This window comes from Streptomyces pratensis (assembly GCF_016804005.1).
Classification (GTDB): Bacteria; Actinomycetota; Actinomycetes; order Streptomycetales; family Streptomycetaceae; genus Streptomyces; species Streptomyces pratensis_A.
Genome location: NZ_CP051486.1, coordinates 2,565,097 through 2,587,051, shown reverse-complemented (window position 1 = coordinate 2,587,051; position 21,955 = coordinate 2,565,097). Strand labels below are relative to the sequence as shown.

Genomic DNA, 21,955 nt, shown 5'->3' with positions numbered 1-21,955 from the left:
TCACTGCTTCACTGCTTCACTGCTTCACTGCTTCTTGGCGACGATCAGCCGGCCGTCGTTGATGTCGACTTCGCCCCCGGCCAGCACGACCGAGGCGCCCTGGCCGTCGGCGATCGTCACGCCCTTCTCGTCCACCTGGATGTACGCCCCGGTCGCGGCCTGGAGACGGATGCCGCTGCCGCCGTCCGGCACGTCACCCACGACGAACTTGTGCCGGTCGGAGGTCTGGATCACCACGTTCTGGTGCGCGGGTCCTCCGGTCAGCGCGTCGGGCGGCAGTTCCGACGTGTCGCCGTACCAGCAGCCGGTCCAGATGGGGAAACTGACGTCGCCCTGCTCGAACTCCACCCACACGCCCGCCCCTTCGGCGGGGACCACGTACTGCCCTGACTGCGGGCCCGTGAACGGCAGACAGGGCATGGCCCAGGTGGACGTCTCGTCGCCCAGGACGTCCGGCACCTTGACCGTGACCCTCCCGATCCTCAGCGGATCGTCGTTGCCCACCACCCGCCCCCGGAACTTGCCGAGGAACCGGTTGTTCGGACCTGCAGCCATGCGAAGTTCTCCTGGTTCTCTTCCGCTTCCGCTGTCGATGCCCTCACGGACGTACGGTGCCGCTCCGGGCGATGAGGCCCTCGCGCGAGAGCGTGAAGTTCTGCTGGTACGAGCCGGGCCTGATGGTGTGGGTGACGGACTTGACGAAGTAGTCGCCGTCGTACGTCACACCGGCGCCGCGGACCCCGACCAGCTCGCGTGGACGCAGGATGTACCCGTGCCGGTTCACGTCCAGGGACCCCGACCCCGAGACGGCATCGGCGGACATCGCCGCTCGTGCCAGCAGCTCCGCCTGCGCCTGCGCCGACTCCTTCTTCGCCGTGCCGGACAGCGTGCGCCGCTTGAGCGCGGGGGTGGCACGGCGGCCCAGCGGGGGACGCAGCGGCCCGATGTCGGGCTGCGGCAGCAGCCGGCTGTCCCTGGTGGCCGGGTCCTGCACCCGGGCCTGCGGCTCCTCCCTCGCCGTACCGTCGTACGCGAACGTCAGCTGGTCCACGGTCGAGTTGACGTCCATGTTCACGTTGAGCGCGTGCTGCCGCTGTCCGATGCGGGCCTCCGGTCCCCAGACGGCGGTGGAGTGACCGGGGCGGGGTCCGGGTTCGAGGTAGAACGTGTACCCGTTGGCCCGGGCCAGGTCGTTCACATAGCTCAGGTCGGTGCCCGACTGGTAGTCCACCCTGAGCTGTTCGCGCGGCGGCTGTTCGATCTGTTCCTGGAAGACGCGGGCTTCGATGCCGTAGTCCGCGTACTTGGCCAGGATGCGGGCGACGCGTCCTGAGGGCCGCAGGTTCGGGTACCGGTCGGTGCGCTCCTCGAGGTCCATGAGAAGGGTCAGGTCCTCACCCGTCACCGTGAGCGTGGAGTGCCCCGGCTGGTTGCTCGCGCCGACCTCCTGACGCACGACGAGTCCGTCGAGCAGCACCCAGGCCGTGCCCTTCACACTCACGGACAGGATCACCCGGGTCTTCGGGTCGAAGAACCCCTCGGGCAGCAGCCGCCGGGACAGCACACCCTGCTTCGTGAGATCGAACGCCATCTGGAATCCACCGCGTTCGCCCGCGGTCGCAGTGATCTGGGCGGACAGGAGCGCCTCGGTGACCTCGGGCGGGACGGGGCGGGTCAGCCGGGGCCCCGTCTGCAGTGTGATGTGGATGGGCCCGCTCCCCACGGGCTGGTCAGACATACCGCGCTCCCGTCCCGGGGAAGCCCCCGGCGTGCGGAACGGCGATCGTGCGGCCCGGCTCCTGGGTCATCTCATGCGGATCCAGCACCGGATTGGCGTCGGCGATCTGCCACCACTGCCCCGGGTCACCGAAGTACCGCTGCGCGAGGAGGTCCGGCCGGTCTCCGCTGCTGACGGTGTACGGGGCGCTCTCCTCCGCCGTCTCGCTCAGCGGGGGCAGCAACCTGCGCTTCGTGTAGCGCACTTCGGTCCCGTCGGCCATCCGGTGCACGCCGATCTCGGCGTCGTGGTAGCGGCTGGAGCGGGGGTAGGGATGGGCGCCGGGTACGGCGTCCAGCGCGTTCTCGTACGGTTCGATCCCGGTCATGCTCCTCAGCCCCTCCCCATCACGGTGTGGCCCCCGGCCGGCCCCAGGGAACCGAGTCCGCCCCCGCGCGCGGCCCTGGCGAGCTGCTCCTTCTGCGCGAGATGAGCCATGTAGAGATCCGCCCCGCGGTGCCCGGCGGGCAGATCACTGACGCTGAGCACCTTCATGCCGATGCTGAGGCCGGCCCGGATCGGATTGAGGTTCACGTCGAACGCCGACTCGTTGATGGCCAGTTCGGTGATCCGCACGGGCATGACGCGTTTGCTTCCCCAGGTGAAGAGGGTGAGCGGCATCTCGATCGGACTGATCTCGATGGTCCCCTTCTTCGAGAGCCTGCTCCCCTCGATCAGCTGTGCCGTGGTCGGGTGCACCAGCATCTCGAGGGTGGCCAGCTCGGGGTGGATCCCGTCGGGGGCGGCGACCTCGAACTGGTCGGTGGCGTCGATCTCGGCGGTGAACTTCCAGGTCTCCTCGGCGGGCCCCTTGAGTCGCAGGGCCTCGTTGCGGTCCCCGCTGCCGCCTCCCCCGGAGTCACCGCTCCCGCCGGCGGACTGGGGGGCGAGGCTGCGTTCCAGGGTGTCGGGGTTGAACTGGAGGACGATGATGCGCTGGGGGGTGCCGCGCTCGGGATCGACGACGACGATGCCGGAGCGGATGGGCTTGGGGATGTCTGCGTAGCGGGTCACAGGCGTACCTCCTTGCGGACGCGCAGGGGCGTGTGGGTGCGAGGCCGAAAGATTTCAGGATCCGTAGGAAATCTCTGCCGCGATGTCGGCCTTGGAAGGGGTGCGCCACGTCCCTGCTCCTTGCATACCGAGCAGGTCGATCACTTGCCTGTCGATAATTGTCTTCGAAAACTTGACCTCTTCCCCCTGCTGAGTGGCTGAATACTTTTTCCGATTGATCCTGCCGTGCAGCCTGAAGATCCTTGCATTTTCGATACCGCGCCACTCGTAGAGGTGGATCTCCATGCCCAAAAATTTTGTGATCCACGCCGGAGTCTCCAAGTGGTACCCCTTCTCGAACGCACAGTCCAAGGCCCGGCCGACATTCCTCACCATTCGCTCGGCATCCATTGTCGCGTCGGTTCTGATTGAGAACTCAAGATACGTACATTCCGGCATCCTGTGGCACCTTCCTATAGTTTCCAGGTCACACGCCCCGGCTTTTCTTTTCCGTTCAATAGGAATCCTTCTCGCGGAGGACCACCTCCGTTTCGTCCGTGAACTTTTCGGAGTCCTTGACCCTCCCCCTGAGGACTCGAGTGAGAGCTTTCCCTACGGTTCGGCCGAGGTTGTACAGCTCTCGCATCTGCGGCCAGATGGGAAATATCTTCCCGTTGCTGACTTTTTCCGGAGCCTCCGCGGTGACGACGGGAAGGTACTTCCGCCATTCGGCAGGGTGCACGACGAAGAGGTCCACGTCGAAGTCATTGATGTTGAACGCCGTCCTCCCCTTGTGCGGGCCCCGTGTTCCAGTATTGAGACTGCCCACGTACTCGAGCTTCCGCCCCTTGTAGGTGAATCGAAGCACGACGCCGTCGATGGTCTTCTTGATGTTCTGATACCGCTCGCCCCAGATTCGCTCACCCTTCTTGGATATCCCTTTCCCGATCTCACTCCGATCGAGATCGACAATCCCATTGCGGTTGGCCCAGCGCGTGATCTTGCGGTTCATTCCGCGAAGTTGCCATACCAGCTGCTGCACCCTTGCCCGCGACATGGCCTGCTGTTGCCGAGACAGGCCGAGCGGCTCGTTCGCGCGGTGCGGGAAGGCTTCCTTGAAGGCAGACTTGTACTCCTTCACGCTGTCGACCTGGAACTCACTGATCTCGTCCAGCAACTCCACCTCGAAGCGTCGCCGGGTCTCCGGATCTTCGATCCGACTCACGTACGCCTTGAAGAACTCGATCTCGTTGTAGGCAGCCCTGTATCTGTCCTCCAACGGCAGGAGCCTGGATTCCATTTTCACGGAAACATCCGCGCCCGACGGCTTGAGAACCATCCGGTGACGCTCGCCGTTCATCGTGAACGACGCCTTCACCGTCGGCCGTTCATCCTTCTGCGCGGATTCTCTTTCGCGCTTTCGCTCTTCTTCGCGCCGCCTGTCCTGCTGCGCCGACCGATCCTCATCGAGTCGGCGGGAGTTACGGAGGTCCTTGAGTCGCCTCATTCTGGCCAGAGCCTTGGCGTGGAGACGTTTGGCGCTGCTTCGGAGGGCCTGACCGATCTTGCTCCTACGGAGCTTCTTACCTATCGTGCGCCCGGCATTCCGGGTTTTCTTGAGCGCGGACCTGACGCTCTGCTTGATTTTCTTGAGTGCGTTACCCAGCGGAGACTCCTTCTTGGAATGTTTCGTGGACGCCTGCGGTTCGGGCTCCTTCCTGCTGTTGGATTCCGGGGTCTTGTCGGGCTCGGAGCTCTTCTTGCTCTCGGGCGTCCTGTCCGGTGCTGCGTCCTTCCTGCCTTTTGGTTCCGGGGTCTTGTCGAGCTGAGGGACCGGCTTGGTCTCCGGCCCCTTGTCCGGCGCCCTGTCCGGCGCCCTGTCCGGCATCTTGTCCCGTGTCGTGTCCCTCTTCGGCTTTTCCGGACCGGGGGCGGTCGTGGCCGGGCGGCTCCCTGAGGACGGGCCGTGGGGCTTCGCAGGCCCTGGCGGCTTCCGCAGCGCCTGGGCCGCCTTCCGAACCGCTCCACGGGCGCGGTTGACGGCTCCGCCGGCGGCCTTCTTCGCGCCCTTTCCCGTCTTCTTCAGGCCCTTCATGATCTTCTGGGCCATCGCCTGGAGCCGCTTTCCCACGCCCTTCGTCGCGCCCGACAGGCGGATCATCAGGAAGTTCGCGATGAAGTCCAGCAGGGCCACGATGCCGGCGGCCACCGCCTCCGCGAAGAGGCAGGCGGCGGGGCCTGCCTTCACTGCCCTCAGGTACGCCCAGAACTTGCTGAATGCGGCGAGGATCGAACTGATGCTCTGCCACGCGGCCATCAGGCCCTGAACGATCGTGAGGATCGCGCCCGCCGCGGGGACGATCATCGAGACGACCTTCTCGATCACGATCGAGGCGATCATCATCGGCAGTGAGGCGATGATCGCGTCCCATGCCATCTTCCCGATCTGCTTGATCGAGACGCAGCCCTTCACCAGGACGTCGATCACGGCCTTGCCGAGCCCGAGGATGCCCTCGACCTTGGTGTCGAACCACCGCTTGACGCCCGTCTTGATCGCGCCCCACAGATGGTCCTGGATACCGGACTTCGCCGAACTGCCGGCCTTGCCTGTCCAGCCGCCCGGATCCGGCGCGATGTCCGCGACCAGCGCCGCGAACTTGCCCAGCGCCTCGATCGCCGCCTGTGCGAACTTGATCGCGCCCAGGATGACCGCCTGGTAGGCCTTGATGACGGCTTTGATCCCCGCCTCGAGGACGTCGAGCAGCGCGTTCAGGCCGGCCGCCAGGGCATCCAGCAGAGTGTTCACGGCCTTCTTCAGGCCGTCCGCCAACGTGTTGACCGCCGCGATCGCCTTGTCCCTCAGGCCTTCGATCGCCTTGCGGAACCTGTCCCGCAGCTCGGGGAACGCCGCCAGCAGTACGTCCCCGATCGCGATCAGCGCGTCCGCGAGGACGTCGATCGCCGCGATCGCGAGGTCGCGCACGAAGTCGATGGCCTTGTTCGCCCAGTCCTTGAACGTGTCGATGATGCTGTTCACGGCCTTGCGCGCGGCGTCGAACACCGCCGTCACGGCCTCCAGGAGTGCGTTGAAGAAGCCCTTCACCTTGTCGGCGATCCAGCCGAAGAACCCTCCGGAGGGCTTCTTCTCCTCCTTCTTCTTCTCCGCCTCCTTCTCCGCGTTCTCGCGCTCCGTGTCGATCTGCTGGTTGTCCTTGTCCTTCCTTTCGCCGACCTCCTTGTCCTTGTCGTCGCGGGCCTTGACGATCTCCTTGTTCTTGGCGGTGTGCTCCTTCTCGGAGTTCTTGTCCGCCTCTTCGGCCTTCTGGTCCTGCTCGGTGCGCCAGTTCTCGCGCTCGCGCTGCGCGTTCTCGGCGGCCCGGCCTCGCTCCGCGGTCTGCTTCTCCGCGTTCTGCGTGACCTCGCGGTCGATCTCGGTCTGCTTCTCCCGCTTGGACTGCTGCTCGCTCTGCTTGTGCTTCTTCTCCTCGACGACCAGCTCGCCCTGTGCCTGTCCTGCCGCTCCCTGGAGCTCTCCGCCACGCTCCTGCTTGGCGACCGCGCCCACACCCGGTCCGGCCCGCGAGCCCTTGGCCGCTCCGGCGCCACGCCTGGCAGCCGCGCGGCCGGTCGCCTTGCCGACGAGCTGCTCCCGGGGCGCGTCCGGATAGATCTGGTCCTCGCCCATCGGCTTGGCGGCGTCCTCGCGCCCTGTGCTCCGGATGTCGGACTGCTTGCTCTTCAGCGCCTTGGCCTGGTCGTCCGTCCGCTTGGGGTCGCTCGCCCCCTCGAGCCGGATCTTCGGCGCCGGACCGACCGTCCTGTTGCGCAGTTCGGGGTCGACGGTCGGGACCGCGTCGGCAGCGGCCTCCACGCTCTTCGCCTCGTCGGCGCTCAGCTCGGCGGCCACGGGCATGGGCGGCGGCGGAGCGCTGTCCGTCGGCTTGGCCCCGTCTGCCTTCTCGCTGCCCTTCGCCTGCTGCTTGTCGCCCTGGTCCTTCGGCCCGAGCTTCTCCACCTTGCCGGTCACCTGTGCGGCCGGCGGCGCGGCCTCGGGCGGCCCCGACTGCGTACGCGGCGCGCCCGAAGGGCGTTCCCGCTCGGGCGGGGCGGCGTTCAGACGCTGCTGCTCCTCGCCCACCTTCTTGTCCGCCGCGGCGTCCACGCCAGGCATCGCGACGGCGGCCTGGTCCGGCGCCAGCTTGCTCACCGTGCCGATCGCCGCCTTGGGGTCCTGGCCGGAGACGTCCGGGGGCTCCTCGTCCTTCTTGGCTTCGGGTGCCCCGCCTCCGCCCCCGCCACAGCTGCCGCCTGCCTCGTCCTTCTCCGCTGCGGGCTCCGGCGGGGAGCAGCCACCGCCGTCCTTCTCCAGCGAGGCCTCGGGCTGCGCCTTCGCGCCCCCGGGGGCCAACGCGCCTGGGCTGTCCGCCTGTGCTGCCGCCGGGCTGACCGAGGCATGAGCTGCCGAAGGTGCGCTGCCCGGCCCCGCGGCAGCAGAGGGGCCGGTCGGTTCGCTGCCGCCGGACGTCCCTACCGGTGCGGCTCCCGCCCCGGATTCCTTCGGAATGACGCTCTTCGGCGCGGGGGCGTCGTGGTCACCCGTCGCGGGTTCGGCGGTCCGCCGTGTGGCGGGGGAGGGCTGGTGGTCCTCGACAGGAGTCTGCTCGGTCCGCGGCCCGGCGGGTGTAAGGGCCGAGGCCGGGGAAGGGGCGGCTTTGGTGTCTCGCGTATAGGCAGCAGACGCACTCGGTCGCGCCGGTGATCCTGCCGCAGCCGCACCTCGGGGATCCTCTCCCCCAGTGCGCCTCTCCCGCTCCGCTGCCCCCTCCCGCTCCTGTTTCTGCTCCTGTTCCTCCTCCGGCACCTCCTTGGCGTCCGGCTTTCCCTTGCCTTCGGGGGACTCGGCCCCCTTCTCCGCGGACCCGTCGTCCCGCTCGGCGTCTTCGTCCGGCTGTTGCTCCTGCTCCTGGCCCGAATTCCGCGCCTCGGGCTCAGGGGCGGGATCCCGCTGTCCGGATGTTTCCGGGTCCGGACCGATTTCCTGGTCCTGGCCCTCGCCGGTCACGTCCGGCTCCTCCTGCTCGGTGCGGTCACCGGGGGCCGGCTGTCCGTTCGTGGCGGCGCGGCCGTCGTCCTGCGCGGTCCCGTCGGAAATCGGCTCGGGGAACGCCAACGCGTTGGCGATCGCGCTGGGAGAACTGTCCTCCGAGAGTTCGATCTCATCGGCGACGGGACCCGCTGGAGCGGAAGCGACGGATCGCGAACGCCCGGTGCGACCCTCCGTCACACCTTCGCCACTGTCTTCTCCGCCGTCGATCTCGTTCTCGGCACCTGCCTCCAGACCGAGCGGCTTCTCCTCCTCGCCGGGCTCGCCCTCGTCCTCGTCCTTCTCGTGGAGGCCGTGCTCGGACAGTGCGCTGTCCGGCCGGTCGCCGCGTTCATCGACCTTCTCGGGACGGACAGGGCCGGGCTGCGCCTTCGCCTTCGGGTCGAGGTTCTCCTGCTTCGAACCCTCCGCCGGCTTCTTGGCGTCGTCCTTGCGTTTACGCTTGTCGGCCCCGGGAGCGTTCGCCTGTTCCGGGTCCTGTTCCTCTCGGTCCCGTTGGGCCTTGCGTTCCTCCTTGGCCTCCTCGGTGCCCTCCTGCTGCCCCTGTGCCCGCTCGTCCGCGGCCTCGTCGGTGCGCTGCCGGTCCGCGGACCTCTTCTCCCCCTCCTGCTGCTGTTCCCGCGCCGCCTGCTCGCGCGACTGCGCGCGCTCGTCCTCCTGCTCATCGCGCTGTGCCGCTTCCTGGTCCTCGGCAGCCGCGTCGGAACGCGCTCTGCTCCGGTCGCTGCCCTGCCGCTCGTCGCGGTCCGTGGCGTCCCGCCGCTCCTCGCGGGCGTCGGCGTCGCGTCGGCCGGTGGATGCGGCCTCGCCCTCCTGCTCGTGCTTCCACCGGGTACGCTCCACGCCCATTGCCTCGAAGAGGTCGGTCTCCGGGGCGGGTACATCGCCCGATGTGAAGCCGGCCGGCCCGGTCTCCGCCTCCTCGGCGAGACCGAGCAGCCGGTCGTACTCGGACGTGAGCAGCCGGTTCTCCAGCCGGTCGAGTACGGACTCCCGCAACTGCGGTGCCAGGCGGGCCAGTTCCCAGCGCGCTCGTCCGGACAGGTCGGCGGGATCGCCGCGCAGCGAGCGCAGCAGACCGTTCGCCAGCCGGTCGACCAGTGTCGCCGGGTCGAGCTGCTCCAGCCGGTTGCGGTCCGCGTCCACGGTCGCGTAGCGCAGCCAGCCGGGCGTCGCCCGGCCCTCCTCGATCCGCTCCGAGGGCTCGCCGTCCCGCACGGCTTCCTGCGCCGATGTCTCCGCCTCGCGCTCGATCGTCTGCTGCGGCAGGCTCACCTCGCCCGGCTCGCGCCCCGCCCGCAGCGCTCCGAGACCGTGCGGGTTCTGCACCGTGTGCAGCAGCTCGTGGGCGAGCAGACGCCGACCGTCCTGCGTACCGGGCCGGTACGTCCCCTCCCGGAAGAAGATGTCCTGGCCGACCGCCACCGCGTCCGCCCCGAGCATCTCGGTGAGCGTGCCCGCGTCCCGGCCGGTGTGCAGCCGTACGCGGCTGAAGTCGTGCCCGAGCTGTTCCTCCAGCTCACGCCGGACGCCCAGGTCGAGCGGATGGCCGGCGCCGCTGACGATGTTCTTCGGTTCGGGCGCCCGCGACGCGGCGCGTTCCTTGCGCTTGCGCCTCTTGCCGTCCTGGTCCGACCGCACCTCCTGCGAGTGGGACGTGCTCATCGCGTCGCCTCGCCCTCACCCGAAAGGCCCGTGTGCACCGCGCGCGCCAGCTCCTGCCCGAGGCGCCGCGCCGACAGGTTCGCGGGCAGCGGGGGCAGTCCTGCCAGGGCGTCGATCGCCTGTCCTCCGTCAGCGGCGAGCGGGACGCCCCGTTCCCGCACGAGGCGGCCCAGCTCCGCCTGGAACGCCTCCGACACGCGTTCCGGGTCCACCCGGCCGAACCCGTCGAGCACCAGCTCGCCGATGTCCACGCGTACGGTGCGCTGCTGCTCGTTCAGACCCATCCCTGTACCTCCGACGGCGTCAGGGAGCGGTCGAGCTTCAGGTACTCGGTGCGGGCGGCCTCCAGCATGTGGCGCATCTGGAGCCGGTCGCCCTCCTCCGCCGCGAGGAACGCACCCGACAGCGCGATGTTGCGGATGGAGCCGCCCGCCACGGTCAGGCGCGCCAGCAGAGCGGGGTCGACGCCCTTCGTCGGCGCACGCGCGGGAAGCACACGGCGCCAGATCTCGGCCCGCTCGCTCTCACCCGGGAACGGGAAGTCGACGACGAAGCGGATACGGCGCATGAACGCCGTGTCCAGCGCCTGCTTCATGTTCGTCGTGAGGATCGCCAGGCCCCGGTAGGCCTCCATGCGCATCAGCAGGTAGCTGACCTCCAGGTTGGCGTACCGGTCGTGCGAGTCCTTGACCTCGCTGCGCTTGCCGAACAGGGCGTCGGCCTCGTCGAACAGCAGCAGTGCCCCGCCCTGCTCGGCGGAGTCGAAGACCTTGCGCAGGTTCTTCTCGGTCTCACCGATGTACTTGCTGACCACCTGGGACAGATCGATGACGAACAGGTCCAGGCCCAGCTCCTTCGCCATCACCTCGGCGGCGAGTGTCTTCCCGGTGCCCGAGCCGCCCGCGAAGAGCGCGGTGACGCCCAGCCCCCGGCGCAGGGTTCCGGCGAAACCCCACTCCTCGTGGACGGTGGGCCGTTGGCGCACATGCGCGGTGATCTCGCGCAGCACCCGTACCTGCCGTTCCGCCAGCACCAGATCGTCCCAGGCGGCCTGCGGTTCGATCCGGCGGCCCAGCCCGTCCATGCCCATCCGGGCCTCGGTGAGACCCGCCTTCCAGGCCAGTCCCGTCGCGTCCAGCTCGTCCTCGCCGGGCAGGTCCCTGGCGACGGCCGCTCCCGCCGAGCGGACCAGATGGGGCGGCAGCGAGAACTGGGCCACGAGGTCGCGCAGGTCGCCCTCCGACACGTCCGGTACGTCGGCGAACGCGTCGGCCCACACGCCGAGCTGCTCGTCCGCGTCCAGCGGCGGAACCGTGACACGCTCACCGCGTGGGCGTGCCGTCGGACGCGGATCGGTGCTCGCCACGACCAGCGGCACGGCCGCGCTCTCGACGAACGCGTCGGTGGCGGCGGCCTGTTCGCGGTCGAGGTCGCCGACCTCCACCAGCAGGGCCGCCGGCAGCAGGACCGCCTCGCGTTGCCACAGCCGGGCCAGCAGGTCTCGCTCGGCGGGGGCGGCCGGGAGGTCGGCGGCAGACATCTCGTAGAGGCCGAGGCCCGAACGGCGGGCCGCGACGGCGGCGATGTCCGCGCGGGTACGGAGATCGCCGCCGACCAGCTCGACCCTCAGCGGCGCGCTGTGTCCCGCCGCCGACCAGCCCGCCGCGACCCGGCTCGCCGTCAGGTCGTAGGAGGCCGGCAGCGAGTCCGGCGCCGTGGTCCGTCGCAGCAGCCCGTGCAGCCGTGCGTCCAGGTAGGGCGAGCCGGCCAGGAAGTGCAGGATCCGTTCGTCGAGCCGGAGCCGGGACGTGGTCAGCCGCGTCTCGTCGTCGAGCTCGACGATCCGCCAGCGCCGCAGGGGTGCGACGGGGGTGAGGGCGCTCCAGTGCGGATCGACGAGCGCGGCGAGGGAGAGCGAGAAGGTGGGGTGCGTACGCTCCGGATCCCCGCAGGCCGCGGCGCAGCGGGCGGACGTGGTGGGGTCCAGCTCAGCCGCCGCGGCGAGGAGGACGATCTCGCGCTCGAACGGGCTGAGTCCGAAGCAGGCCACAAGGGCGTCGAGGGCGTCGGGCCCGGTGTGCGTGGCCCGGACGGTGGTTCCGGCCGGCTCGGTGGCCACCCGACCGGGGCCGGAGCCCGAGCCGGAGCCCCCCGATCCCGAGCCGGAGCCCGCGCCCGAGCCCGAGCCCGAGCCGGAGCCCCCCGATCCCGAGCCGGAGCCCGAGCGCGGGTCGGCGTCGGGTCCAGAGCGCGGGTCGGCGTCGGAGCCGACGTGGGCGTGTGCGTGGGCGCCTGCGGCGGTGCCGTCAGGCAGGACAACGGTGTCCGGTCCGGGGACACGTACCGACTGCCCGGCCGCCGCAGCACCCGTCGTTCCGGTCGTACGCGAGCCGCGCGCCGCGCGCCCGGCGTGGGTGTCGATGCGGGCCAGCACGGCATGGACGGCGGTCAGGAGCGCCCTTCCCTGCTCCGCCGTGTCGCGGTCGCCGCTCCGACCGGCCCCTTCGTACGCACCCATGTACTCACCCCCCGTGTTCCGCACTCCGGCTCAGCCCTTGTCGTCCGGCGTCGGTGTGCCGCTCTTCGCCGCCCGGCGGGGACGCGGCGGAACCGCCCGCTCGGTGGTGGCCCCGGTGGACTTGGCGGGAGCCTTGGCCGCGGAGGCCTTCGTCGCCGCTGCCCGCTTCGTGGGGGCCTTCTTCCCGGCAGCGGCCGCGGCGGTGACCGCGACGGCAGCGGTGGCGGGAGGTCCGGCGGTCCCTGGAGCCGCCGGGGTCGCAGCCGCCCCGAACTCCCCGTCCGCACCGGGCGGTACAGGCGCGCCCGGTGCCCCGAACGGCACCACCCGTACCGTGCGCCGTTCCACCGGTTTCGCCGGGACGGGCTTCTCGCGGCCCTCGATCACCACCAGCGACGCCTGGTAGGCGACCGACAGGGTGTAGGGGGTCTGGTGCAGCATTCCCCAGAGCTTGGACGTCTCGTCGACGTCCATGACCGTCGGTGTGAAACGCACCTGCTGCAGCGATTCCGCCAGATCGCTGCCCGCCAGGTGCGGCCGCTCAGCGGCCAGTTCGATCAGTTCCCGTGGCAGCACCGGAAACTCGTGCAGCGTCCGTATCACGCACCCCAGCAGCCGCTGCCCGACCAGCTCCGCCTCCTCCCCGTACGCGCTGATGACGTAGTGCAGGTCCAGTGGCGCGGCCACCCGGTTGCGCAGGGTGCCGTCGGCGGCGCGGGCCGGGAGGTCGTTGTTGCGCATCGCGGCGTTGGGGGTCACCTGGTAGAGGAACACCGTGACGGTCGGCTCGGCAGGCGGCTCGGACGGCGGCTTGCGGGTCTCCACCTTGACCGCGATGTCCATCTCGGGTCCCAGGTTGCTCTCGATCAGCAGGGCGAGCGCCTGGGTGACCGTGGCGACGGCGAGTGCGTTGCTCATGATCGTCAGTCCCTCTTCCCGCCACGCGACAGGTAGTCGTCCAGCGTCAGTACGGGGGCGGGCCGGCCGGGCCGCTGCACGGGACGCCCGGCCTGTGTTCCGTTCGCGCCGGGCGGCGGCCCCGCGCTGACCTCCAGCCGGCCGATCTGTACGTGCACGATGCGTTCGGCCGGACGCGGTGCGCGCCGCCCCACCGGGCCGATCCCCGCACCGCGCGCGGCGGCGTCGGAGCCGCGTGGCACGGGGAGCGCCGCCGCACGCGCCGGTGCGGCGGCAACCTGTGCCGGTACCGGGACCACGACGGGCGCCGGCGTCGGGGCGTCCGGTGACGACGGCAGCCCCCGGCGTGCCGTGCGCGCCCCGCCCTCCGCGGCGGGCCGGGCCTTCGGTGCCGGAGTCGCAGGAGGCCGCAGCAGGGGGGACGGGGTGGCTGCCGCGGGCCGGGAGGGCTGCGCAGGCTCGCCGGGCTGCCGGGCGGGCTCCGCGCGGACCACTGTGTGCCGCTCCGTGTGCACCTCGCGGTCCGGCCGCGCCGGCCGGTGACCCGTGGGTTGCGCCCGGGGCGCGACCGGGATCAGCGCCGTGGGTTCGTCCGGTCCGGGCGGGCCGTGGCGCAGCGCCTCGGCCCGCTCGAACGGGCCGGACAGCCGCGGCCGTACCCGCACGGGTGTACCGGGTCCGCCGGTGCCGTCGGCGGCCACCGGTGTGTGGCGGGCGAGCAGCCGGTCGAAGTAGTCAGCCATCGGTGCACAGCTCCAGGTAGTAGCGGCGCCGAAGGGGGCTGAGCGCCAGGATGTCGGGCTCGCTCCACCCGTAGGCGGTGGCCAGCAGATGGACGTCGAGGAGCAGGTCCCGTGCCCAGCTGTCCAGTTCGGTCCAGAGGTAGGAGGTGATGTCCAGCTCGGCCGGGGTGGCCTCGCCACAGTCCGGGCACGCCACGTTCAGCGTCACCTCGGCCGCCGGGTCCGCCTCTGCGGCCTTCTCGGCGATGAGCCGCTCCACCCGGCCGGGCAGCAGGGCGGCCAGCCGCTCCGGGGCGACGGGCTCGCCGCCCCGCAGCGCCCGCACCGTGCAGCCCGTCACCAGCCGCCGGCGCGCGTCGGCCGGGGTGCCGGCGGCACCGGCGGCCGTGAGGTCGGCGACGGTGGGCAGCCGGAACTCGACCGCCCAGTCGTCCTCGGCCACCCGAAGCAGCTTGTCCCCCACCGTCGGACGTGCGCCCAGCGCACCGGCGTCGAGTTCGAACTCCATGGCCTCGCCGCACGCGCCGCACTCGACGCGCACCTGCATCCGCTCGCCGAAGAGCGAACGGCGCAGCGCGAACAGGTCGGCTTCCCGCTCACCGACCGGCACCGACAGCAACTCGTCGGTCCCGGCCCCCGGACGGGCCGCCCGGTGGAGCAGCAGCGACTTCTCCGCCGCGCCCAGAGCCAGCCCGGCCTCCCAGGCTCCCAGCAGTTCGGCGGGCCCCACCGGGGCCGTCCCAGGGATCACGGCGACGTTCAGGCCGGGTGGGTGAAGGAGGGTTCGACCGGTTCCGGGATCTCGTAGTCGCGCTCCCAGCCCTCGCACTCCAGCTTCACGCTCTGGATGGCGACGGCGTTGGCGTTCGCGTCGAGTTCGCCGATGACCTGGTACTCGCTGACCCAGGCCCGGTAGAGCTTGTGCGAGACGGCCACCTGCCCGGCTTCGTTGAGCACCTGGATGATGATGTCCTTGCGGAAGTCCCGGAGCGAGACCTCCGAACCGAGCCCGGCGCCCACCTGCCAGACCTTGTTGGCCCAGCGGTCGAATTCGGGATCGTGCGTGACACCGCGTTCGAGTGTGACGCCCTCGAACTCCGAGCGGCCCGGCGACTTGCGCGGTGAGCTCGGATCACCGCCGTGGCGGTGTTTGACCACCTCGGTGGTGCGCTTCAGAGGACTGATCTTGCTGATGCCCGCGACCGTTCTACCGTCCCAGAGGACCAGGAACTTGAAATTCTTGTAGGGGTCGAAGCGATGGGCGTTTATCTGGAACTCAGCCATCGGTTTCCTTCGTGTTCCTTTTCCTTGACTACGAGAGGTCGAACTGCCCGGCGAACTGCTGGATCTTGACGATCACGAACTCCGCGGGCTTGACCGGCGCGATACCGATCACGACGTTGACGACACCTCGGTCGATGTCGGCTTCGGTGGTGGTGTCCTTGTCGCACTTCACGAAGTACGCCTCACGCGGCGTGCCGCCCTTGAACGCGCCCTGCCTGAAGAGGTCGTTGAGGTAGGCCGACGCCTTGAGCCGGATCTGCTGCCACAGCTGCTCGTCGTTGGGTTCGAAGACGACCCACTGGAGACCGCGGTAGAGGCTCTCCTCGACGTGCAGGGCCAGCCGCCGCACCGGTACGTACTTCCACTCGCTGTCGAGGGCGTCCGCGCCCTCCAGCGTGCGGGCGCCCCAGACCAGCGGCCCCACCACGGGGAAGGTGCGCAGGCAGTTCACGCCCAGCGGGTTGAGCAGCCCGTTCTCCCGGTCGGTCAGCCTGACCGTCAGCGAGCGGACTCCGGCGAGGCGCGCCTCGGTCCCGGCCGGCGCCTTCCATACCCCGCGCTCGCCGTCGGTGCGGGCGATCACCCCGGCGACGGCGCCCGACGGCGGGAAGGAACGCAGCCGCCCGGTCAGCGGGTCGGTCAGCCGCAGGTGCGGGAAGTACAGACCCGCGTGGTTGCTGCGTACGGGTTCGAACGCTCCGATCCCGGCCCGCGCGGCGTCGACACTGCCCCAGGTCGACGGGGAGTCGACGAGCAGGAAGATCCTCCGCTCCTGGCAGAGCTGCTCGGCCGCCGACAGGACGGTGACCATGTCCTCGGCGGACTCGTACGCCGACAGCTCCGGCAGGGCCAGCAGGTTGACGTCGTCCACGTCACGCAGCGCCTGCACACCGGTCTTGTCGCCTTCGCTGCCGATGAGGTCGCGCGGGCCGGGCGGATCTCCGTCCTTGCCGCCCTCCAGCGGGAAGACGGGAGGGTTGACCGACGCCTCCAGTCCCAGGTCGTTGGCGCACTCGCCGACGAAGCGGACCACGTCGTCCGGGTCGACGGACCCGGCTACGACCTGGAGCCGCCGCCCGAAGGCGGTGACCTCCGCCCCGGCGAAGGCGTGCCTGCCGGGGGCGTCCGGCAGAGCCCGCAGCTTGCGTTCCAGCAGGAGGGCCAGCTCGGTGACGGTGCGCGGCGGCTCACCGTCGCGGTCGGGCTCGAAGAGCGTGAACTCGCGCTCCACATCGCCGATCTTGACCTTGAGCTCGACGTCCAGGCCGGGGAGCTGCGCCGCGAAGGGCTTGGAGACCGTGCCGGACGGGTCCGGCCGGTCCTCGTCGAGGGACTTCGCCCTGACGAGGGAGGAACCGGCGTTGACCACTGTCTCGACGAAACGGCCGTGGCCCGCGTCCATGGAAAGGCCGGTGAAGGACTCCCGGGCTCCGCCACGGGCGTCGAGGATGTGGAGGTTGAACGTCCTGTCCGACGCGGGGGTGTCGTGGTCGACGGCCACCCGCAGGCCCGACCCCCATACCCCGGACTCCTTCGCGTGCACCTCCAGCACGGGGCACTCGCTGCGGCCCTCCGTGGAGCTGAGCGTGACGCAGGCGTCCTCACCCGTGCCGGCCCGGGCGACACGGACGATCACCGCGACCGTGCCGCCGTTGCCGAAGAACTGGTGCACCGAGTAGCTGAGTGCGCTCTGCGAGGTGAGCCCGCCGAAGCGGCGCTCGAAGTCGGCGAAGCTGGTGACCCGGACCGGCCGGTTGAGCGGGCCCCGTCGGGTGTGCCCGACGAACGCGGTCACCGAGGTGGTGACCGAGGCGATCGTGCGGACTGCGCTGGGAAGTCCTTCGATGTAGACACCGGGATAGCCCATGTGCGTCGGCATTCCCCCTCCATTCCCTTCGCGCACCAAGAGATGAGAGGAAGAGGAGTGGTGAAGAAATTGCGTGCATACGTCGAATACGCACACACGATCCCCCGTGTGCATCCCCCGTCGTTCACCCCGTGCGATATCTGGTCTCGCAGGGCCATCCGCATCCGTGTGCGCTCGTGGCTCCTGATGCATGAGTGCCTTGCGAGTGTGTATCCCGCCACGAGAACAGGTCAAGACAGTGATTCAGTCATCCGCCGATGCCGCCTGGCCTGATCGGCAATAAATGATTCGACATGGTCAGAAGACTTCCCCATCAACATATGAAGATTCAATTCACGACCGCTTCACACAAAACCCGGAGCCCGCGAGAGAAACAAGCCGAATCGACTCGATGACGGCGCGCCGCCGCGCATTCGGACCACGGGAATAGCCATGGGGTTCGATTTCAGGACGGACTGCCGCACTCGGGGCGCCGGCGGCTCCGGTGGGCTCCCGGGCCGCGGCAGGGCGGAGACCGGTGGGGGCGGGAGTTGCCCCGGGCCCCTGGCTGGGACCGTGGGTGCGGAGCGCCAGGTACCGTAGGGAGGAAGATTTCGTGGGCCTCCTGACGGGCTGCGCACACCCAGGAGGAACACATGACGACGAACCGCGGACGCAAGGACGTGATCCGGGACCGGATGGCTGCGACCGGCGAGTCCTACAACGTCGCCGCGCGGAATCTCAAGGCGATGAAGGACATGGGCGCGACCCGCGACGCCCTGCTCGTCCAGCGCTGGCGGCCCGCGGACTCCCTGGACGTCCCGTGCCCGTGCGGCGGCACGTGTGAGCCGGGTGAGACGTGCGATCACTGTCACGCCCGTCACCTGCACGTGAAGCGCTACCCGGGCAGCGTCACGGACGTGGAGGCCTGGGCCGACCGCTACGAGTGCATGGGCTGTTCGTCCTCGTACACGCTGACCGTCCACCTGGCCGGACGCCCGTGGGGCGTGGCCGAGACCGTGGTACAGGGCGGCGCGGCCGAGGAGATCGTGCGGGCCCGGGTGTTTCCCGGAGTGGCACACCCGCTGCTGCGGGCCGAGGCGACCGCGGAGTCCGGGTCCGAAGAGGACTGACTGCTCTATCCTTCGCCGGGGCGGCACCCCGGCGCACGCCTCGGACACGCCGGGCGAGGGACGGACGAAGGCGGAGACGGTGGCGGACGGAAACGGGAGCGGATCAGCGCTCCGCGACAGCGGATCGCCGGCGCCGGCCCCGGGAGCGACAGCCCAGGCCCCGCTCAGCGCGCGGGCGCGTGAGGCCGTCCTGCAGCGCATCGTCGACAGGCGCTACGCACAGGGCGCCCGCCTCGTCGAGCGGGAGGTCGCCGAGGAGCTCAGCATGTCCCGGGTGCCGGTGCGCGAGGCGTTGAGGGCGCTGGTCACCGAAGGGCTCCTGGAGCTGCTCCCCCACAGCGGCGTACGCGTACGGCGCCTCGAACACGCCGACGTGGAGCACCTGTACGAGGTCTGGGAGCCCTTGGCGGTCCAGGCGTCACGGCTCGCGGCCCGCGCCGTGGCAGCGGGCGGCACCGGGGAACTCGCCGCCCTGGAAGCCACCCTCCGTCAGGCCGAGTCGGCGGCCGCGTCGGACGAGGGGACGCGGGAGGTCGCCGCCCATACCGCTTTCCACGAGGGCGTCGTCGCCATGTCCGGCAACCCCTTGCTCGCACGCACCATGGAACAGCTGAGCTGGCAGCTCCGGCTGCTGTTCGGCATGCGCGAGGAGCCCGCGCACATGCGGGCCCAGCACGCGGAGATGTACCGGCACATCTCCGCCGGCGACATGGAGGCGGCCGCGGCCAGCACGCTGCTGCACGTGCGCGACAGCAGGGCCGTCGCCCTGCGCTCCCTGTTCGGCGACGCCTGACGCGGCCCGCACGACAAGCCCGGCCGGCACGGTCCGCAGACCCGGCCCGACCGACGCGGCTCACACGCCGGGCCTGTCCGGCTCGGCTTGTATACCAAGTCGGAAACGCCCGCGGTCGACGAGCAGCCCCAAAGGGTCACCGTCGCTCATTTCGGCTGTTCGACGACATGATCCTTGCCTAGCCGCTCACGCTTGGTATACAAAATGGGGAGCCATCGGTCCACTCCCCAAGGAGCTCTCATGTGCGTCGAAGCCCTCCCCCCGCCCTCCGGCAGGCTGACCCGCCGAGGAGTTCTCGCCGGTGCGGCCGCCCTCGCGGGGACCGTGGCCGCGGCGGCTCCGGCGACGGCCGCCTCCGTGGACCGTGACACGTCGTCACCCGCCGCCCGGAAGGCCGCCGCCGGCGTGCGGGGCGGCAGCCTCGTCATCCGGGGCGGCACTCTCCTCGACCCGGCGACCGGTGAGGTCACCGAGGACGCGGTCGTCGTCATCGAGGACGGGACGGTGCGCGCGTCCGGCCCGCGCGGCAGTGTCCGCGTCCCGAGGGACGCGGACATCCTGGAGGCGCACGGCCGCTGGGTCCTCCCGGGCCTGGTCGACGCGCACATCCACCTGAGCACGGCCGCCGAGGCCCGTGACGCCGTCCGCCAGGGCGCGACCAGCGCGCGCAGCGGATCCACGTCGTTCTACCAGGACGTCGCCGTCCGTGAACTCGCCCGGCACAGCCCCGAGCTCGCGCCCCGGCTGACCGCCGCGGGCATCTTCGTCACCCCGGACCTCGGCGAGACCGTGCTCGCCGACCCCGACCTGACCCCGCTGGCCCGCCTCAAGGACGGCGTCCGCTCGGCCGAGGCGCTGCGCCGTGTGGTGGAGGTGAACATCGCCCGTGGTGCCGACGTCATCAAGACGCGGGTCAACGAGCGCGCCGGGCTGCCCGAGCAGGATCCGCTCGTCCAGGTGTACTCCCACGAGCAGCTCTCCGAGATAGTCACCGCGGCCCGGCGCCGGGGCAAGGGCGTCCTCTGCCACAGCTACAGCGAGAAGGGCTGCCACGACGCCGTGACCGCCGGCATCCGCTCCCTGGAACACGGCGCGTTCGTCGGCGAGCGCACCCTGAGCGAGATGCGCCGCAGGGGCACGTACTTCACGCCCACCCTCGCGGCCATCGCCGGCCTGGCGCAGTCCAAGGACCCGGTCCTCGCCGAGCGGGGGCGCACCTACCTCCCCGTCCTGCAGCGGGCGGTCCTGGCCGCCCACGAACTCGGCGTCCCGCTCGCGGCCGGGACGGACTCGTCCGGCGGCACGGTACGCCCGATCGGCAGGGAGGTGGAGCTGATGCGCGGGGCCGGACTGCCCGCGCTCGACGCGATCCGCACCGCCACGACCGGCGCGGCCCGTCTTCTCGGACTGGAGCGCACGGTGGGCCGCCTCGCGCGCGGTTTCGCGGGCGACGCGATCCTCCTGGACGGCGACCCGCTGGCCGACGTCACAGTGCTCAAGCAGCCGGTACGGGTGGTCCGGGCGGGTTACGCGCTCTGACCCCAGGAGGCCCTGGCGGGCCCCCGGCCACTCCCCCGTCACCCACGCCGCACCGACACCGCAGCAGGAGTCCCCATGCAGCCGTCCTCGCCCGTCCCCGGTACCTTCTCCCGCCGCACGGTGCTGGCCGGTGCCGCAGCACTGGCCGGCACCACGGCCACGACGGCCGCGGCGGTCATCGGCCCGGCCTCCCCGGCCGGAGCGTCCCCGGCCGACGCGGCCGCCTCCGGTGCCGCACAGGCCGGCGGCGGGGCCGTGGTCTTCCGCGACGTACGCCTGCTCGGCGCACCGGATCCCTCGGACCTGGTGGTGGTCGAGGGCCGGGTGTCGCGCGGCCCGGCGCCCCGCGGCGCGAAGGTCGTCGACGGTGGCGGCCGGATCGCGCTCCCGTCCCTCGTGGACGCGCACATCCACCCCGACAAGACGACCTGGGGCGGGTCCTGGGTGTCACGCCGGCCGGCGAGCGGGATCGCGGACTACGTCGAGCAGGACGTGGAGCTGTTCCACAGTCAGCGCCGCTCCGTCGCGGAACGCGCGTACGGCCTGATGGCCCACGCCGTCGCCCGCGGCACGCGGGCCATGCGCGCCCACGCCGACGTGGCCCCGGCCTACGGCCTGGCCGGGGTGGAGGGCCTGGCGGAGGCGCGCGGGCGGCTGCGTCACGCCCTGGACGTCCAGACGGTGGCCTTTCCCCAGCACGGCGTCATCCGTACCCCGGGTACCGCGGAGCTGCTGGAGGAGGCGGCGCGCTCCGGCGCCGTCGACATGATCGGCGGCATCGACCCCAGCGGCTTCGACCAGGCCCTGGACGAGCAGCTCGACCTCGTCTTCGGCATCGCGGACCGGCACGGCATCGGCGTGGACATCCACCTGCACGACCGCGGGGCGAAGGGGATCGAGGCGCTGCGCGGCATCATCGACCGCACGCGCGCCCTGGCCCTCACCGGCAAGGTCACGGTCAGCCACGTCTTCTGTCTGACCGGCCTGACCGACGGCGAGCTCGCTCCCCTCGCCGCCGAACTGGGGGAACTGGACATCGCGCTCACCACGGTGGCACCGTCCGACTCCCTGGTGCTGCCGATCGCCCGGCTGCGCGAGCACGGAGTGCGCGTGGGACTGGGTTCCGACGGCGTGCGCGATTCATGGAGCCCGTTCGGCAACGCCGACATGCTGCATCGCGCCCATCTGCTCGGGTGGGTCACGGACGTGCGGCTCGACGAGGAACTGACCAACTGTTACGACGTCGCCGCCCACGGGGGCGCGGACGTCATGGGTCTGCCGCACGCGGACCTGCGGCCCGGCGCCCCGGCCGACTTCGTCCTGCTCCGGGGCGAGTGCCTGCCGCAGGTCGTGGTGGACATGCCCCGACGGGACATGGTCGTGCACGGCGGAGTCGTCGTGGCGCGTGACGGAGAGTTCCTCGACCGGGGCAAGCCGGCCGGGAAGTAGGCCCACCGCTCCACCTCGCCACGGTGCGGGCCGGGCGACGACGCCTTCGCCCGGCCCGCACGCCCGGGACGAGCCCGTGGACGGCCCTCCATCCGAGATGGAGGGCCATCGTGCTTTCCGGAACCGCCGCGCGCACCGCCGAGCCGTCCTGCCGAGCCGCACCGCCGAGCCGTCCTGCCGGCACGGCGGCCAC

17 protein-coding genes are annotated in these 21,955 nt (G+C 70.8%); 4 read left to right on the top strand and 13 right to left on the bottom strand.

Annotated features, from left to right (window positions below; genetic code table 11):
• Positions 1–24 precede the first annotated feature (24 nt).
• From HED23_RS11140 to HED23_RS11080, 13 genes are all read right to left on the bottom strand, one after another.
• Positions 25–555 (bottom strand): phage baseplate assembly protein V, encoded by a 531-nt coding sequence (locus HED23_RS11140; RefSeq protein ID WP_203183232.1) that lies wholly within the window; start codon positions 553–555, stop codon positions 25–27.
• A gap of 43 nt (positions 556–598) precedes the next feature.
• Entirely contained in the window at positions 599–1,738 is a 1,140-nt protein-coding gene (locus HED23_RS11135) for a hypothetical protein (RefSeq protein WP_203183231.1), read from the bottom strand.
• A complete protein-coding gene (locus HED23_RS11130; RefSeq protein WP_203183230.1) occupies positions 1,731–2,105 on the bottom strand; it encodes a LysM peptidoglycan-binding domain-containing protein in 375 nt (124 codons plus the stop codon). Before HED23_RS11130 ends, HED23_RS11135 begins: the two co-directional genes overlap by 8 nt.
• Positions 2,106–2,110: 5 nt before the next feature.
• The gene (locus HED23_RS11125; RefSeq protein WP_203183229.1) at positions 2,111–2,791 is read right to left on the bottom strand and encodes a hypothetical protein; all 681 of its coding nucleotides are present in this window, start codon (positions 2,789–2,791) and stop codon (positions 2,111–2,113) included.
• 54 nt (positions 2,792–2,845) lie between these two features.
• Entirely contained in the window at positions 2,846–3,076 is a 231-nt protein-coding gene (locus HED23_RS11120; protein WP_203183228.1) for a hypothetical protein, read from the bottom strand.
• A 208-nt stretch (positions 3,077–3,284) separates the two neighbouring features.
• Entirely contained in the window at positions 3,285–9,539 is a 6,255-nt protein-coding gene (locus tag HED23_RS11115; RefSeq protein WP_203183227.1) for an eCIS core domain-containing protein, read from the bottom strand.
• Positions 9,536–9,823, bottom strand: coding sequence for a hypothetical protein (locus tag HED23_RS11110; RefSeq protein WP_203183226.1), 288 nt, complete (start codon positions 9,821–9,823; stop codon positions 9,536–9,538). The genes HED23_RS11115 and HED23_RS11110 overlap by 4 nt, the downstream gene beginning before the upstream one ends.
• Entirely contained in the window at positions 9,814–12,057 is a 2,244-nt protein-coding gene (locus HED23_RS11105) for an ATP-binding protein (protein WP_238441920.1), read from the bottom strand. Before HED23_RS11105 ends, HED23_RS11110 begins: the two co-directional genes overlap by 10 nt.
• A 30-nt stretch (positions 12,058–12,087) precedes the next feature.
• Positions 12,088–12,975 carry a DUF4255 domain-containing protein gene (locus tag HED23_RS11100; RefSeq protein WP_203183225.1) on the bottom strand — a complete coding sequence of 296 codons (888 nt, stop codon included), beginning with the start codon at positions 12,973–12,975 and terminating at the stop codon, positions 12,088–12,090.
• A 5-nt stretch (positions 12,976–12,980) separates the two neighbouring features.
• Positions 12,981–13,718, bottom strand: coding sequence for a hypothetical protein (locus HED23_RS11095; protein WP_203183224.1), 738 nt, complete (start codon positions 13,716–13,718; stop codon positions 12,981–12,983).
• Positions 13,711–14,469 (bottom strand): hypothetical protein, encoded by a 759-nt coding sequence (locus HED23_RS11090; RefSeq protein WP_238441919.1) that lies wholly within the window; start codon positions 14,467–14,469, stop codon positions 13,711–13,713. Before HED23_RS11090 ends, HED23_RS11095 begins: the two co-directional genes overlap by 8 nt.
• 8 nt (positions 14,470–14,477) lie before the next feature.
• Complete coding sequence (locus HED23_RS11085) at positions 14,478–15,002, bottom strand: phage tail protein (protein ID WP_033300128.1); 525 nt, start codon at positions 15,000–15,002, stop codon at positions 14,478–14,480.
• Between the two features lie 28 nt (positions 15,003–15,030).
• On the bottom strand, positions 15,031–16,881 hold the full coding sequence (locus tag HED23_RS11080; protein ID WP_203183223.1) for a phage tail sheath C-terminal domain-containing protein: 1,851 nt from the start codon (positions 16,879–16,881) through the stop codon (positions 15,031–15,033).
• A gap of 623 nt (positions 16,882–17,504) precedes the next feature.
• Between HED23_RS11080 and HED23_RS11075 the strand changes: the two genes are divergently transcribed.
• The 4 genes from HED23_RS11075 to HED23_RS11060 all read left to right on the top strand — a co-directional run bounded on the left by HED23_RS11075 (position 17,505) and on the right by HED23_RS11060 (position 21,762).
• Positions 17,505–17,981 carry a hypothetical protein gene (locus HED23_RS11075; RefSeq protein ID WP_203183222.1) on the top strand — a complete coding sequence of 159 codons (477 nt, stop codon included), beginning with the start codon at positions 17,505–17,507 and terminating at the stop codon, positions 17,979–17,981.
• Between the two features lie 79 nt (positions 17,982–18,060).
• Positions 18,061–18,774: a GntR family transcriptional regulator gene (locus tag HED23_RS11070; protein WP_203183221.1), complete on the top strand. Its 714-nt coding sequence runs from the start codon at positions 18,061–18,063 to the stop codon at positions 18,772–18,774.
• A 240-nt stretch (positions 18,775–19,014) separates the two neighbouring features.
• On the top strand, positions 19,015–20,313 hold the full coding sequence (locus HED23_RS11065) for an amidohydrolase family protein (protein ID WP_203183220.1): 1,299 nt from the start codon (positions 19,015–19,017) through the stop codon (positions 20,311–20,313).
• Between the two features lie 75 nt (positions 20,314–20,388).
• The gene (locus HED23_RS11060) at positions 20,389–21,762 is read left to right on the top strand and encodes an amidohydrolase (RefSeq protein ID WP_203183219.1); all 1,374 of its coding nucleotides are present in this window, start codon (positions 20,389–20,391) and stop codon (positions 21,760–21,762) included.
• The last annotated feature ends 193 nt before the right edge of the window (positions 21,763–21,955 follow it).

Excerpts from the sequence above, each read along its gene's own strand:
- HED23_RS11060 (WP_203183219.1), top strand. The coding sequence starts at position 20,389 with ATGCAGCCGTCCTCGCCCGTCCCCGGTACCTTCTCCCGCCGCACGGTG.
- HED23_RS11135 (WP_203183231.1), bottom strand. The coding sequence starts at position 1,738 with ATGTCTGACCAGCCCGTGGGGAGCGGGCCCATCCACATCACACTGCAG.
- HED23_RS11075 (WP_203183222.1), top strand. The coding sequence starts at position 17,505 with ATGACGACGAACCGCGGACGCAAGGACGTGATCCGGGACCGGATGGCT.
- HED23_RS11095 (WP_203183224.1), bottom strand. The coding sequence starts at position 13,718 with ATGGCTGACTACTTCGACCGGCTGCTCGCCCGCCACACACCGGTGGCC.
- HED23_RS11115 (WP_203183227.1), bottom strand. The coding sequence starts at position 9,539 with ATGAGCACGTCCCACTCGCAGGAGGTGCGGTCGGACCAGGACGGCAAG.
- HED23_RS11085 (WP_033300128.1), bottom strand. The coding sequence starts at position 15,002 with ATGGCTGAGTTCCAGATAAACGCCCATCGCTTCGACCCCTACAAGAAT.
- HED23_RS11130 (WP_203183230.1), bottom strand. The coding sequence starts at position 2,105 with ATGACCGGGATCGAACCGTACGAGAACGCGCTGGACGCCGTACCCGGC.
- HED23_RS11140 (WP_203183232.1), bottom strand. The coding sequence starts at position 555 with ATGGCTGCAGGTCCGAACAACCGGTTCCTCGGCAAGTTCCGGGGGCGG.
- HED23_RS11065 (WP_203183220.1), top strand. The coding sequence starts at position 19,015 with ATGTGCGTCGAAGCCCTCCCCCCGCCCTCCGGCAGGCTGACCCGCCGA.
- HED23_RS11100 (WP_203183225.1), bottom strand. The coding sequence starts at position 12,975 with ATGAGCAACGCACTCGCCGTCGCCACGGTCACCCAGGCGCTCGCCCTG.
- HED23_RS11110 (WP_203183226.1), bottom strand. The coding sequence starts at position 9,823 with ATGGGTCTGAACGAGCAGCAGCGCACCGTACGCGTGGACATCGGCGAG.
- HED23_RS11120 (WP_203183228.1), bottom strand. The coding sequence starts at position 3,076 with ATGGAGATCCACCTCTACGAGTGGCGCGGTATCGAAAATGCAAGGATC.
- HED23_RS11080 (WP_203183223.1), bottom strand. The coding sequence starts at position 16,881 with ATGCCGACGCACATGGGCTATCCCGGTGTCTACATCGAAGGACTTCCC.
- HED23_RS11105 (WP_238441920.1), bottom strand. The coding sequence starts at position 12,057 with ATGGGTGCGTACGAAGGGGCCGGTCGGAGCGGCGACCGCGACACGGCG.